Source organism: Kitasatospora sp. NBC_01287, from assembly GCF_026340565.1.
GTDB lineage: Bacteria > Actinomycetota > Actinomycetes > Streptomycetales > Streptomycetaceae > Kitasatospora.
Map to the genome: position 1 here is coordinate 6,894,813 of NZ_JAPEPB010000001.1, position 13,386 is coordinate 6,908,198.

The following is a 13,386-nucleotide window of genomic DNA, read 5'->3' on the forward strand; positions in this document are numbered from 1 at the left end:
GTGCCCGGGGGCGGGGCGGCGCGGGGCTGGTTCCGGGCCCACCCGCCCGACGGGCCGGCCGTCAGTGGTGTTCGGCCGTCAGTGGTGTTCGGCAGACTGACCACCATGACGACGATGACGCCTGGTCAGCTCAAGGCCGCCTGCCTGGACTTCAACGGCGCCGAGGAGACCTTCCCGTTCAACCCGGAGACCTCGGTCTTCAAGGTCGGCGGGAAGATCTTCGCGATCAGCGCGCTGGACGGCGAGCCGCTGAAGGTCAGCCTGAAGTGCGAGCCGGAGATCGCCGTCCAGCTGCGCGCGAGCCATCCGGCGATCACTCCGGGGTGGCACCTCAACAAGCGGCACTGGAACACCGTGCTGCTCGACGGCTCGGTGCCGAAGGACCTGCTGCTGGAGCTGGTCGAGGACTCCTACGACCTGGTCGTGAGCAGCCTGCCGCGCCGGCAGCAGCTGGTGCTCGACTGGTCCGGGCTGCGGGGCTCCAGGGAGGCCTGACGGCCGCGGGTGACGGGCGGCCGCGAGGTGCGGACGCGAGGGGCGGCCGTCGAGGGGAGGCGTGCACACGGAGGCGTCGCGCCGTGTCATGATCGATCCATGGGATCCAACGTTTTCTTCGACATCAGCATCAACGACCAGCCCGCCGGCCGCCTGGTCTTCAAGCTCTACGACGACGTCGCGCCCAAGACGACGCAGAACTTCCGTGAGCTGGCCACCGGGCAGCACGGCTTCGGCTTCGCCGAGTCCGCGTTCCACCGCATCATCCCGGGCTTCATGGCCCAGGGCGGCGACTTCACCCGCGGCGACGGCACCGGCGGCAAGAGCATCTACGGCGAGAAGTTCGCGGACGAGAACTTCCAGCTGAAGCACACCAAGCCGGGCCTGCTCTCGATGGCCAACGCCGGCCGCAACACCAACGGCTCGCAGTTCTTCCTGACCTTCATCCCCACCGACTGGCTGGACGGCAAGCACGTCGTCTTCGGCGAGGTCGCGGAGGACGAGTCCGGTCTGCTGAAGAAGCTCGAGGGCCTGGGCTCGCAGAGCGGCAAGCCCACCGGCAAGGTCGTCATCACCGCCTCCGGCACCGTCTGAGCCGCTCGCACACGTCCGGTCCGCCGCCGCGGCGGCGGCTCGGCCTCCTCGTCAGGGGGCCGGTCACCTCGTGATCCGCGAGGTCCGACCGGCCCCCTACGATGTCGCGCATGACTACTGAGGGGCCGGACGCGCGGCTCATCGACGGCCGCTTCGAACTGCTGCAGCGCCTGGGTGGCGGGGGGATGGGCCTGGTCTGGCGGGCCCGGGACAACGCCCTTCAGCGCGAGGTCGCGCTGAAGGAGGTCCGGCCGGCCGACCCGGCGATGGCGGCGGCCGACCCCGGCCTGACCCGGGAGACCCGGGAGCGGGTGCTGCGCGAGGCGCGGGCGCTGGCCCGGCTCCAGCACCCCAACGTCGTGATCATCCACCACATCGTGGACGGCGCCGAATACCCGCACCCCTGGCTGGTGATGGAGCTGGTGACCGGCGGCAGTCTCGCCGACCGGCTGGCCGCCGGGCCGCTGAGCATCCCCGAGGCGGCCAGGATCGGCCGCGGTGTGCTCGGCGCCCTGTGCGCGGCGCACGCGGTGGGCATCCAGCACCGGGACGTCAAGCCCGGCAACGTGCTGCTGCGCCCCGACGGCACGCCGGTGCTCACCGACTTCGGCATCGCGGCCATGCACGGCGCCACCGCGCTGACCGCCGCCGGCTCGCTGATCGGCTCGCCCGAGTTCATGGCGCCCGAGCGGATCCGCGGCCAGGAGGGCAACCCGTCCTCGGACCTCTGGTCGCTCGGCATGATGCTCTACGTCGCGATCGAGGGGCAGCACCCGCTGCGCCGGGGCACCGCGCTGGCCACCCTCGCCGCCGTGCTGGACGAGCCGCTGCCGCCCGCGCCGCACGCGGGGCCGCTCGGCCCGCTGCTCGGCGCGCTGCTCGCCAAGGACCCGGCGCTGCGCCCCAACGCCGCGCAGCTCGACCAGGCGCTCGCGCAGGCGGAGTACCAGGGCGGGTACACCGGCGGGTACGGGCACGCCGGCGGGCAGGGACAGGGCTACGGGCAGGGGCAGGGGCACGGGTACGGGCAGGGGTACGGGTACGGGTACGGCGCGCCGACGGGCGCGCCCGGCCTGACGGGGCCGACCGCGCAGCCGACCGCGCAACTGGGCGCGCAGGGCCGGCAGCCGCACCCCTCGGGCGGCTTCCCCGCGCCCGCCGCCGCCCCGGCGATCACCCTCACCAAGGCCCCGCCCGCCGCCCGCCCCGCCCGCCGCCGGGCCGGGCTGACCATATCCTCCGTCGCGGCGGTCGCCGCGCTCGGCGTGCTCGGCTGGAGCCTGAGACCCGGCCCGGGCCACGCCGCCGCCCGCCCGCCCGCGACCGGTGGCGCGGCCACCGGTGGCACGGCGACCCCGGCCGCCACGGCGCCTTCGGCCGGCGCCGCGCCCGGGACCGCCCCGGCCACGACCGCCCCGGCCGCGGGCGCCGCGACCGGTGGCGCGCAGCAGGACCTGACCACTCCGGCCGGCGTGCGCGCCGCGATCGCGGCGATGAAGCCGACCATGGGCACCACCAAGGTCCTGGAGCTGGACCTCTACCCGGACCACGCCGAGGCCGAGGTCGTGCGCACCGACAATCCCGCCGAGTACGACGAGGTCGACTACCGGCCCGGTCAGCACGCCGCGCGGACGGTGGGCAGCACGGTGGACGACGACAGCGGCAAGCCCGTCGAGCTGGACGACTTCGACTGGGACGTGCTGCCCGGCCTGTGGCAGCAGGCCACGGCGACCCTGAAGGTGGCCAACCCGACGGGGCGGTACCTGATCATCAGCCCGGACCTGTTCGACGGCACGCCCAGCATCCGCCTCTACCTCTCCAACGCCTACGGCGGCGGCTACCTGGAGACGGACGAGAAGGGCAAGGTGACCAGGACCGAGCCCGAGGGCTCCTGAGCGGGTCCCCGGCGGCCCGGTGGAAATCCCCGTGACACCTCCGCCCGGTTCGCGGCGTCTTCCCTGGTGACGACCGAACCGCGCACAGCGGAGGACAACCGGGGGGACACAGGTGAACGAGGTGCTCAGCTTCGAGGAGTTCGCGTCTTCCAGGGCGCGCAGGCTCTTCCAGGTCGCGTACCTGACGTGCGGGGACTGGCACCAGGCGCAGGACCTCGTACAGACCACCCTGGCGAAGCTCTACGTGGCGTGGGGCAGGTTGCAGCGCAGCGGCCAGGAGGTCGAGATCGACGCCTACGCGCGCAAGGTGCTGGTCAACAGCTACCTCTCGCACCGGCGACTGCGGCGCTCCGGCGAGCTGGCCGTCGGTGAGCTGCCCGAGAAGCCGGCGGGCGAGCACGGCGGCGGCACCGAGCTGCGGCTGACGCTGCTGTCGGCGCTGCGCCTGCTGCCGCCGCGCAGCCGCGCGGCGGTGGTGCTGCGGTACCTGGAGGACTACAGCATCGAGGCGGTGGCCGAAGTGCTGGGGAGCAGCCCCAACGCGGTCAAGAGCCTCAACTCGCGCTCGCTGGCCCGGCTTCGGGAGCTGCTGGGCGACGACCGCGAACTGTTGTTCCGCACCGGGGCCTGAGCCCGCCCCCGCACGACTCCGCAGGCCTGGGTACGACTCCGCACGACTCCGCACGACTCCGCAGGCCTGCGCACATGCGCCCACCGGGCCGAGCCGACCTGAGACGACGAGGGATCCCGCGATGGAATTCGAAGACGAGCTGACCAGGATGCTGACCGAGAGCATCGACGAACTCGAACCGCCGGTGGCCGCGATGGTCGCCGAGGGCGGCCGCACCGGCCGCCGCCGCAAGCGGCTGCGCCGGGGCCTGCAGGCGGTGGGTGCCGCGACCACGGTGGGGGCGCTGGTGGCCCTGGGCGCGGTGGCGGGGCTGGGCCACGGCACCGCGAGCCCCGTCGGGGTGGCGGCGGCCGCCTCGCCGTCCGCCAGCGCGGCCGCCGTCGGCGCCGCGTCCGCCTCGCCCGGTGCGGGTGCGGGTGCGAGCGCGGGTGCGAGTGCGTCCGCGAGCGCGAGCGCCGGTGCGGGCACCCCGTCCGGCACGCTGGACGTGACCTGGCAGGCGCTGGCGAAGACGCTGCACGACCAGCTGCCGCCCGGTGGGCAGTTGGCCGAGCTGGACCCGTCCGGGATCCACTTCAACACCACCGACACGCGGCGCTACGTCGAGCTGCAGTACAACGACGGCGCGGGCGCCTCGACGGTGATGATCGAGGTGGGCGACACCGGCGCCAAGGGCGTGGGCATCATGACCTGCGACCACTGGGGCGGCGGTTCGAACGAGGGCCCGCGCAGGCCGGACTACGAGCAGCCGAGTTGCCAGGTGACCCAGCTGCCCGGCGGCGGCTCGATGATCTCCCTCGTCACCGGCACCGACACGGTCGGCCTCTACGACGAGTCGGTCCGGGTGCTGCGGCCCGACGGCGTCTACGTCTCCATCACGGCCGCCAACGCGACCCTGGACGACACCGCGCCCGCCCCGGGGATCACCGTGACCCGGGACCGGCCACCGGTCGGGCTGGCCGGCTGGCAGGCGATCGCGCAGAGCCCCGCCTGGCAGTTCAAGGTGTCGCAGTCGGTGCTGGACGCCGGGGCCGAGTTCGCCAGGACGATCTCCCGGCTGCCCTGCCCGAGCGATGCGAAGAAGGCGGACTGCGTCATCGACTGACGGCCGCTCCGGCGGGCACCGGCGGGACCGGAGCGGCGCAGGGGAGCGCTCCGGCCCCGCCGGTGCCCGCCGGAGCGCCCGCGCGGGTTCAATGGCAGGATCAGCGGGTGCAGATCGGGATACTGGGGCCGTTCGAGGTCCTCACGGACGACGGCGGCTCGGCCGACGTACCGGGCGCGCGGCTGCGCGCACTGCTGATCGCCCTCGCGCTGAGGCCGGGTCAGGTCGTGCCGAAGGCCGTGCTCGTCGACTGGATCTGGGGGGAGCGGCCGCCCGCCGACGCGGCGAACGCCCTGCAGCGCCTGGTCTCCCGGCTGCGGAAGGCACTGCCGGACGTGCCGGTCGAGGGGCAGCCGGACGGCTACCGGCTGAGGGTCGCGCCCGACGCCGTCGACGCCGTGCGGTTCGAACGCCTGGTCAGCGCGGCCCGGGCCCGCACCGAGGACGCCGCCGGGCGGGTGCGGCTGCTGCGCGAGGCCTTCGACCTGTGGCGTGGCGCTGCCATGCGGGACGTCGGTCCGCTGGACAGCGCCGCGTTCGACGCCGCGGCCGTCCGGCTCGAAGGGCTGCGCCTGACCGCCGCGGAGGAGCGGTTCGACGTGGAGGTCGCCCTCGGGCGCGGCGCGGAGGTGGTCGCGGAGCTGACCGACCTGGTGGCGGCGTACCCGGTGCGGGAGCGGCTGACCGCCGCGCTGATGCGCGCCCTCGTCGCGGCCGGCCGCCCCGGTGAGGCGCTGCTGGTGTTCCAGCGCGCGCGGGAGGCCCTGGCCGACGCGCTGGGCGCGGACCCCTCGCCGGAGCTGTCCGCGCTGCATGTCGCGCTGCTGCGGGGCGAGTCGGGGCCGGGTGAGTCGGGCCAGCGCGGGGCGGGACAGCGTGAGTCGGGCCAGCGTGGGGCGGGGCGGGCCGAGGCGGGGTGGGGCGAGGCGGGCCGGCGCGAGGAGGGTCGGCGGACCAACCTGCGCGCCGAGCTCACCAGTTTCGTCGGCAAGGGCGCCGACGTGGCCGCCGTCCGCGGGCTCATCGCCGGGCACCGGCTCACCACCCTGATCGGGCCGGGCGGTTCGGGCAAGACCAGGCTGGCCACCGAGACCGCGCGCACGCTGCTCGACGAACTGCCGGACGGGGCCTGGCTGGTGGAACTCGCGGCGATCGGCGCCGACGGTGACGTGGCGCAGTCGACGCTCGCCGGACTGGGCCTGCGGGACGCGCTGCTCGGCGGGGCGCCGAACACCTCGCTGACGGACCGGCTCATCGCGGCGATCCGCGACCGGGAGGCGCTGCTCATCCTGGACAACTGCGAGCACGTGATCGAGTCGGCGGCGGCGTTCGCCCACCGCGTGCTCGGGGAGTGCCGGCGGCTGCGGATCCTGGCGACGAGCAGGGAGCCGCTCGGCATCACCGGTGAGGCGCTCTGGTCGGTCGAGCCGCTGGCCCTGCCGGAGGCGCACTCCGGCCGCGCCGAGCTGGAGGCCTCGCCGGCCGTCCAACTGCTGCGGGACCGGGCGGGCGCGGTGCGGGGGGACCTCGCGGCCGACGCCGGCACGCTCGCCACCATGGTGCGCGTCTGCCGGGCGCTGGACGGGATGCCGCTGGCGATCGAGCTGGCCGCCGCCAGTCTGCGCACGATGTCCGTCGACCAGCTCGCCCACCGGCTCGACGACCGGTTCCGCCTGCTGACCAGCGGCAGCCGCACCGCGCTGCCGCGCCACCGGACGCTGCGCGCGGTGGTCGACTGGAGCTGGGAGTTGCTCACCGAGGCCGAACGGACGGTGCTGCGCCGACTCTCGGTGTTCTCCGGCGGAGCGGGCCTGGAGGCCGCCGAGCGGGTCTGCGCGGGTGACGGGGTCGAGCGCGAGCAGGTGTTCGAGCTGCTCACCTCGCTGGCCGAGAAGTCACTGCTGCGCACGGCGGGCGACGCCGTACCGCGCTACCGGATGCTCGGCACGATCAAGGAGTACGCCGCGCAGCGGCTCGCGCAGGCGGGGGAGTCGGACCTGGCGCGCCGGGCGCACCTCGCCCACGTCACCGAGCTCGCCGAGCGGGCGGAGCCGCACCTGCGCCGCGCCGAGCAACTGGAGTGGCTGGCCGTGCTGGAGGCCGAGCACGACAACATCGCCTCCGCGCTGCGCGGCGCGCTCGCCGCCGGTGAGGCGCGGGCGGCGATGCGGCTCGCCGTGGGCGCGGGCTGGTACTGGTGGCTCGGCGGGCACAAGACCGAGGGCTTGGAGCTGATCACCGCGGCCGCCGCGATGCCCGCCGCGATGCCCGGCGAGGTGGCCGGCGAGGTGGCCGACGAGCTCCGGGCCACGCTGTACGCGCTGGTCGTGCTCTTCATGAGTTCGGGGCGGGGTGACGAGCACCAGGCGGCCCGGTGGATCCACGAGGCGCACCGGCTCAGCCAGGGCGGTCGGGCCGGCGAGGGCAGCCGGGGCAGTGAGGTCGGTCGGGGCAGTCGGGGCCGCCACCCGGGGCTGGCGTTCGTCACCGCGCTGGAGCGCATGCTGCGGGAGCCCGACTCGCTGCTGACCGCGTTCGAACCGCTGCTCGGCGACGAGGACCCCTGGGTGCGCGCACTGGCCCGGCTGCACATGGGCAAGATGCGGATCGTGCTCGGCCACGGCGGCCCGGAGGCGGACGCCTACCTGGAGACGGCGCTCGCCGAGTTCCGGGCGCTCGGCGAGCGCTTCGGGATCTCCTTCGCCCTGACCGAGTTGGCGGACCGGATCGCCGCGCGCGGCGATTTCGCCGGCGCCTGCGCGTACGTCGAGCAGGCGGTCGCGGTGGTCACCGAGGTGGGCGCCACCGAGGACGTCATCCGGCTGCGGTCGCGCCAGGCGCAGCTGTACCGGCTGCTGGGGGACGAGGACGCCGGCGCGGCCGCCCTGGCCGAGGCCCAGCGGTGCGCGGAGCGGGTCACCTGGCCGGACGCGCTGGCCGAGCTGGCCCTCGCCAAGGCGGAACTCGCCCGGTGGGGCGGCGACGCCGAGCAGGCGCGCGGCCAACTCGCCGTCGCGCGGGCCGTGCTGGGCGCCGAGGCGGAGCGGGCGTACATCCGCGCGGCGACGCACGACCTGCTCGGGTACCTCGCCGAGGACCTCGGCGAGGCCCGGGAGCACCGCGCGGCGGCCTGCGCGGCGGCGTCCGAGGCGGGGCACGCGGTGCTGATCGCGCAGGTGCTCGTCGGGGTCGCGGACCTGGCGCTGCGCCGCGGTGAGCACGAGCAGGCCGCGCGGCTGCTCGCGGCGAGCGCCGGGGTGCGCGGGCTGGTGGACCGCTCCCACCCGGATGTGGCCCGGATCGAGCGGGCAGCGCGCCGCCGCCTCGGCGACACGGGGTTCGCCGAGGCGGCACGGGAGGGAGCGGAGACCGACTGGTCCCAGCTGGTCGAGGTCACGCTCGCTTCTTGAAGGAGGCGATCGCCCACGCGTATCCGAGCACCCCGAACCCGACGCACCAGGCCAGGGCGGCGAGGGTGTCACCGGTCGACGGCGTGCCGGTCAGCAGTCCGCGCAGCGTCTCGATGATCGGCGTGAAGGGCTGGTACTCCGCGAACTGCCGCACGCCGGTGCCCATCGTGTCGGCGGGCACGAACGCGCTGCTCAGGAAGGGCAGCATGATCAGCGGCACGGTGGCCATGCCCGCCGACTCCGCGGTCTTCGCCGCCAGGCCCATGGCGACCGTGAGCCAGCTGGTCCCGAGCCCGAGCAGCACCATGACGCCGATCGCGGCGAGCCAGTCGAGGAAGCCCGCGTGCGGGCGGAACCCCATCGCGAACCCGACGCCGATCACGGCCGCGTCGGCGATCAGGCTGCGCACCGTCGTGGCGACGACATGACCGGTCAGCACGGCGCCGCGAGAGACGTCCATGGCCTTGAACCGGTTGATGATGCCGGTGGTCAGATCCCCGTTCACGGCCGTCGCGGTCGGCCCCAGCCCGTAGGTGATGGCCATCACGATCAGGCCCGGCACCGCGTAGTCGATGTACCTGCCGGGCACCTTGAAGGCGCCGCCGAAGACGTAGACGAACATGAGCATCATCACGAGGGGGAACAGGACCGCCTGGAACACCGCGGACGGATTGCGCACCGTGTGCTTGAAGTTGCGGCGCAGCATGATCGCCGAGTCGCCGAGCGAGGTCGTCAGCGTGCTCATCGTGCGTTCTCCTGTGTGCTGGTGTGACCGGTCAGGGCGAAGAAGACGTCGTCGAGGTCCGGGGTGTGCACCGAGAACTCCGCCGCGCTGATCAGGTGTTCGTCGAGCCGGTCCAGCAGGGCCCGCAGCGACCTGGAGCCGCCGTCGCTGGGCACCCGCAGCACCAGGTCCTGGTCGTCCCGGGTGGCGTCGGGCAGCACCCGGGCCGCCGCGTCGAGTTCGTGCGGGGCGGCGAACCGGAGCCGGACGTGGGTGCCGGGGATCTGGCGCTTGAGCTCCTCGGGGGTGCCCTGGGCGACGATGCGGCCCTGGTCGAGCACCGCGACCCGGTCGGCCAGCTGGTCGGCCTCCTCCAGGTACTGGGTGGTGAGGAAGATGGTGGTGCCCTCGGCCACCAGCTCGCGGACGATCTCCCACATGGTGCGCCTGCTGCGCGGGTCCAGACCCGTCGTCGGCTCGTCCAGGAAGATGATCCGCGGGGCCCCGACCAGCGTCATCGCCAGGTCCAACTTCCGCCGCATGCCGCCGGAGTAGGTCGCCACCATCTTCTGCGCCGACTCCGCCAGGTCGAACCGCCCCAGCAGCCGCGCGACCACCTGGTCACCGGAGCGCACCCGCCTCAGGTCCGCCATCAGCCGCAGGTTCTCCCTGCCGGTCAGCAGCTCGTCCACCGCGGCGAACTGGCCGGTCACGCCGATGACCTTGCGCACCTCCTTGGTGGCCCGCACCACGTCGTGCCCGGCCACGCGCACCGTGCCGGCGTCGGCCGTCAGCAGCGTGGTCAGGACGTTCACCGTCGTCGTCTTGCCGGCCCCGTTCGGGCCGAGCATGGAGAAGACCGATCCTTCGGCGACCTCGAAGTCGACGCCGTCGAGTACGGTCCGCTCCCCGTATGCCTTCCGCAGTCCCGAGACCGCGATCACTGGATTCCTCATGCCTCCAGCGTCGCCACCGGCCCTGACACGGGGCTGACACCGTCCTGACACGGCTGCCGAGGGCGCGGGCGGGCGGTGTCAGGAGTCGTGTCAGCAGGCGTGTCAGCAGGCGGGTCAGGAGTCGTGGCGGACGCTGTCCAGGAGGGCCAGCGCGTCGTCCACCGAGCCGGCGGGGTCGGGGAGGGGGTAGAGGACGCCGCGCACGGCGCGGGTGCGGTCGAGGAGGAGGGTCAGGCGCTTGAGGCGGTCGGTGCCGGCGGCGCGGAAGGTGGGCAGGCGCAGGGCGGCGGTCAGGTGGAGGTCGGCGTCGGAGAGGAGGGGGAAGGGCAGGCGGTGGTGCTCGCCGAAGGAGGCGAGTTGGTCGGGGCGTTGGGTGCTCACGCCCAGGACGCTCGCGCCGCGCTCGGTGAACTCCGCGATCCGGTCGCGGTAGGTGCAGGACTCCAGGGTGCAGCCCGGGGCGCCGGGGATGGTGTCCCACTCCGGCGGGAGGCCCTGGTGGCCGGGGGCGTAGCCGCCGGGGAAGCAGTAGAGCACCGTCCACGGCTGCGCGGTGACCGGGTCGAGAGGTGTGCCGGTGGCGGCGCGCAGGGTGAGGTCGGGCAGCCGGGTGCCGACCAGGGCGTGCACGCGGTGGGTCTCGGCGGAGTCGGGTGCGCTGGTGGCGGTCAGTTCGCCGTCGCCCAGCACGTAGCGGGCGCCCCAGTCCTGGAGCGCGACCAGCACCGGCAGCAGCCCGCGCCCGGTGGGGCTCAGGTGGTATTCGAAGCGCGGCGGGTGCGGGTGGTAGAGCCGCTTCTCCAGCACACCTTCCTCGACCAGGGACTTGAGTCGGCCCGCCAGTACCCGGCGGCTGATGCCGGTGGACTCCAGCAACTGTTCGAACTGGTGGACGCCGCCCGCGACATCGCGGACCAGCAGCAGGGTCCACCAGTCGCCCACCACGGCGACGGCCTGGGCGAGCGAGCAGTTCGGGTCGGTGGAGGCGGAAGCGGAAGCGCGCATGGGTCCACCTTGCCTGATGGCCCCAGGGAGGCGCTGGGTATAGTGAGTATCAAATGGATACTCACTAGGGGGAGTGAACGTGACCAGCACGACGCAGGGGCCGAAGGCCAGGAGGCGGGAGGAGCGGGAGGAGCGGGATCGGGAGGAGCGGGCGGCGCGGGGGCCGGAGAGTGGCAGCCGGCTCTTCTGGCGCTACTGGACGGCGGGCACGATCAGCAGTACCGGCTCGGCCGTCACGCTGGTCGCGCTGCCGCTGACGGCGGTGGCCGCACTGCGCGCGAGCAGCGTGCAGGTCGGCGTGCTGACCGCCGCCGGTGACGTCGCCTGGATCCTGATCGGGCTGCCGGCCGGGGTGCTGGTGCAGCGGCTGCCGCTGCGCGGCACGCAGGTGGTGATGGACCTGCTGCGCGCCGCCGCGCTCTTCTCGATCCCGCTCGCCGCCGCCTTCGGGCTGCTCGCGCTGCCGCAGTTGATCGCCGTGGCGTTGCTGGTCGGACTGGCCGACGTCGTCTTCGACATCGGCAACTCGACCTTCCTGCCCTCGATCGTCGGCCCCGCGGAGCTGACCGCCCGCAACAGCGTCAACTCGGCCGGGAGTGCCGCGACTTCGCTCGGCGGCCCGGCGCTGGGCGGAGTGCTGGTGCAGCTGATCGGCTCGGTCGCCACGCTGCTGGTCGACGCCGTCAGCTACCTGGTCTCGGCCGCCCTGCTGCGCAGCCTGCCTCGCCCCGCGCCGGCGCAGCGCCCTGCCCAGGGCGTCTCGATGGCCGCGCTGATCCGCGACGGCTGGCGCTTCGTCGTGCACCACCCGCTGATCCGGCCCTGCGTCGCGGCGGCCGGGGTGACCAACTTCGTCTGCGGCGCGCTGGCCGCGCTCACGCCGCTCTTCCTGGTGCGCTCGGTGGGCGCTCCCGCCGGACTGGTCGGCGTGCTGGTCGCGACCGAGGGCGTCGGCGGTCTGATCGGCGCCGCGCTGACACCCCGGCTGGCCGGCCGGCTTGGCAGCGCGCGGGCGGTGCTGCTGGCGCCGGCCGGCGGCGCGCTCGCGCTGGTGCTGCTGCCGCTGGCCGGCAGTGGTTGGCGGTTGCTCCTGTTCGGGCTCGGCAACGTGGGCTTCGCGATGGGCGTGGTGGTGCTCAGCACCCTGACCCGGACGCACCGTCAGACCGTGACGCCCGCGGAGTTGCTGCCGCGCGTGATGGCCACCGTGCGGTTCATCACCTGGGGCATGCTGCCGGTGGGCGCGCTGGCCGCCGGGTTCGCGGCCACCGCGTTCGGCGCGCGGGAGGCGTTGTGGCTGGTCTGCCTGGTGGCGCTCGCCATCCCGCTGCCGCTCTGGCTGAGCCCGCTGCGGGGGGGTGCGGGAGCTGGCGTGAGGGGCCGGCCCGCCCGGGCCCGGTCAGCGCTCCGTGATCCCGGCCCGGGCCCGGTCAGCGCTCCGTGATCTCGGCCCGCCGCGCGTGCAGTTCGGCGCGGACGAGTTCGAGGAGGCGGCCCGACCAGTTGCGGCCCCGGCCGGCGTTGTCGCCCCAGAAGTCCGAGTCCATGTCGTCGTAGAGCACGGTCGCGTCGTCCGTCGCCAGCAGGATCTCGGCCAGGTCGGGGTGTTGCGCGTACTTGGCGCGCAGCAGCCCGGTCAGCACGGCGGTCCGGGCCTGTGTCCAGCCCTCGCGGCGCGCTGCCCCGGCCGCGAGCGTGCGGGCGGCGGACGGGGTCTCGGCTGCCGCGATCGCGGCCCGCAGTTCGGGTCGGGCCAGGGACAGGGCCAAGTAGGCGCGGGCGACGGAGGGGTAGTCGACCTCCCCGACGGTGATCGGGGCCGGGTAGTCGTTGCGCAGGCCGAGCTTGCCGGGGTCGGCCGCCGGCTTGTTCGGGAACGACTGGTACAGCTTGACCGCCGGGGCGTGCGAAGCCACCGGCCCGTCCGCCGGCACCCGAGAGGGCCGCTCGGCGATCCAGCGGGCCCGCTCCTCGAAGTAGGCGACCGCCTCGTCGTAGTCCTCCTGGGTGATCGGGTGGTCGAACGAGTGGTAGGACTGCCCGCCGGGCCCGGCCAGCAGCACCCGCAGCGGCTGGTCCTTGCGGTCCATGTCGCCCAGCGCGTAACGGCGCCGCGACTCCGGGACGGCCAGGAAGGCGGCCCTGGCGGCGGCCCGGTTCTCCTCCGTCCGGTCGGCGAGGAAGACGTCGACGGCCGCGAGGCAGCGGCCGGTCGAGTCGGGCCGGCCGTTCAGCTGGTCGATGGTGTCCCGCACCTCGGCGAGCAGCAGCTCGGGGGTGAGCCAGCTGTCCGGCTCGCCGAACGTCCAGGAGGCCAGATCGTGTGCGGAGGCCTCGGCGCCCTCGGGGAAGTCGGTGGCGACCCAGCCGCTGCCGAGCTTCTCCTCGAACTCCTCGACGGTGACCAGTTCCCAGCAGTCGATGAGCCCGTCGGCGTAGATGAACAGGTCGGTCAGGAAGTAGCGGCCGCCGTTGCGGATGAAGGCGTGCCGCCAGGTGCCGGGGATGCGGACGCCGTCCGCCGTGCGATGGGTGATCCGGTTGCCGATCATCCGGGAATTGTCGCGCGGC

The 13,386-nt window shown here is 74.2% G+C and carries 11 protein-coding genes; 7 read left to right on the forward strand and 4 right to left on the reverse strand.

What is annotated here, in order from left to right; translation table 11 throughout:
• Positions 1–114: 114 nt before the first annotated feature.
• From OG455_RS30180 to OG455_RS30205, 6 genes are all read left to right on the forward strand, one after another.
• Positions 115–495 carry an MmcQ/YjbR family DNA-binding protein gene (locus tag OG455_RS30180; protein ID WP_266301012.1) on the forward strand — a complete coding sequence of 127 codons (381 nt, stop codon included), beginning with the start codon at positions 115–117 and terminating at the stop codon, positions 493–495.
• 99 nt (positions 496–594) lie between these two features.
• Positions 595–1,089: a peptidylprolyl isomerase gene (locus OG455_RS30185; protein WP_266299113.1), complete on the forward strand. Its 495-nt coding sequence runs from the start codon at positions 595–597 to the stop codon at positions 1,087–1,089.
• 110 nt (positions 1,090–1,199) lie between these two features.
• Positions 1,200–2,984, forward strand: coding sequence for a serine/threonine-protein kinase (locus OG455_RS30190; RefSeq protein ID WP_266299115.1), 1,785 nt, complete (start codon positions 1,200–1,202; stop codon positions 2,982–2,984).
• Between the two features lie 112 nt (positions 2,985–3,096).
• Entirely contained in the window at positions 3,097–3,615 is a 519-nt protein-coding gene (locus OG455_RS30195; protein ID WP_266299117.1) for a SigE family RNA polymerase sigma factor, read from the forward strand.
• 121 nt (positions 3,616–3,736) lie between these two features.
• Positions 3,737–4,720 carry a hypothetical protein gene (locus OG455_RS30200; RefSeq protein ID WP_266299119.1) on the forward strand — a complete coding sequence of 328 codons (984 nt, stop codon included), beginning with the start codon at positions 3,737–3,739 and terminating at the stop codon, positions 4,718–4,720.
• Between the two features lie 107 nt (positions 4,721–4,827).
• Positions 4,828–8,130, forward strand: coding sequence for a BTAD domain-containing putative transcriptional regulator (locus OG455_RS30205; RefSeq protein ID WP_266299121.1), 3,303 nt, complete (start codon positions 4,828–4,830; stop codon positions 8,128–8,130).
• Here OG455_RS30205 and OG455_RS30210 read toward each other — a convergent pair.
• The 3 genes from OG455_RS30210 to OG455_RS30220 form a co-directional block, all read right to left on the reverse strand.
• Positions 8,114–8,875, reverse strand: coding sequence for an ABC transporter permease (locus tag OG455_RS30210; protein WP_266299123.1), 762 nt, complete (start codon positions 8,873–8,875; stop codon positions 8,114–8,116). The genes OG455_RS30205 and OG455_RS30210 overlap by 17 nt on opposite strands.
• Positions 8,872–9,810 (reverse strand): ATP-binding cassette domain-containing protein, encoded by a 939-nt coding sequence (locus tag OG455_RS30215; RefSeq protein WP_266299125.1) that lies wholly within the window; start codon positions 9,808–9,810, stop codon positions 8,872–8,874. The genes OG455_RS30210 and OG455_RS30215 overlap by 4 nt, the downstream gene beginning before the upstream one ends.
• 114 nt (positions 9,811–9,924) lie before the next feature.
• Positions 9,925–10,815, reverse strand: a complete 891-nt coding sequence (locus tag OG455_RS30220; protein WP_266299127.1) for a winged helix-turn-helix transcriptional regulator — start codon at positions 10,813–10,815, stop codon at positions 9,925–9,927.
• Positions 10,816–10,894: 79 nt separating this feature from the next.
• On the opposite strand from OG455_RS30220, the gene OG455_RS30225 reads away from it, so the two are divergent.
• The gene (locus OG455_RS30225) at positions 10,895–12,259 is read left to right on the forward strand and encodes an MFS transporter (RefSeq protein ID WP_266299129.1); all 1,365 of its coding nucleotides are present in this window, start codon (positions 10,895–10,897) and stop codon (positions 12,257–12,259) included.
• Here the strand turns inward: OG455_RS30225 and OG455_RS30230 are convergent.
• On the reverse strand, positions 12,246–13,367 hold the full coding sequence (locus tag OG455_RS30230) for an NADAR family protein (protein ID WP_266299131.1): 1,122 nt from the start codon (positions 13,365–13,367) through the stop codon (positions 12,246–12,248). The two genes, OG455_RS30225 and OG455_RS30230, sit on opposite strands and share 14 nt — an antisense overlap.
• Positions 13,368–13,386: the final 19 nt, after the last annotated feature.

Excerpts from the sequence above, each read along its gene's own strand:
- OG455_RS30210 (WP_266299123.1), bottom strand. The coding sequence starts at position 8,875 with ATGAGCACGCTGACGACCTCGCTCGGCGACTCGGCGATCATGCTGCGC.
- OG455_RS30190 (WP_266299115.1), top strand. The coding sequence starts at position 1,200 with ATGACTACTGAGGGGCCGGACGCGCGGCTCATCGACGGCCGCTTCGAA.
- OG455_RS30215 (WP_266299125.1), bottom strand. The coding sequence starts at position 9,810 with ATGAGGAATCCAGTGATCGCGGTCTCGGGACTGCGGAAGGCATACGGG.
- OG455_RS30185 (WP_266299113.1), top strand. The coding sequence starts at position 595 with ATGGGATCCAACGTTTTCTTCGACATCAGCATCAACGACCAGCCCGCC.
- OG455_RS30220 (WP_266299127.1), bottom strand. The coding sequence starts at position 10,815 with ATGCGCGCTTCCGCTTCCGCCTCCACCGACCCGAACTGCTCGCTCGCC.
- OG455_RS30230 (WP_266299131.1), bottom strand. The coding sequence starts at position 13,367 with ATGATCGGCAACCGGATCACCCATCGCACGGCGGACGGCGTCCGCATC.
- OG455_RS30200 (WP_266299119.1), top strand. The coding sequence starts at position 3,737 with ATGGAATTCGAAGACGAGCTGACCAGGATGCTGACCGAGAGCATCGAC.
- OG455_RS30180 (WP_266301012.1), top strand. The coding sequence starts at position 115 with ATGACGCCTGGTCAGCTCAAGGCCGCCTGCCTGGACTTCAACGGCGCC.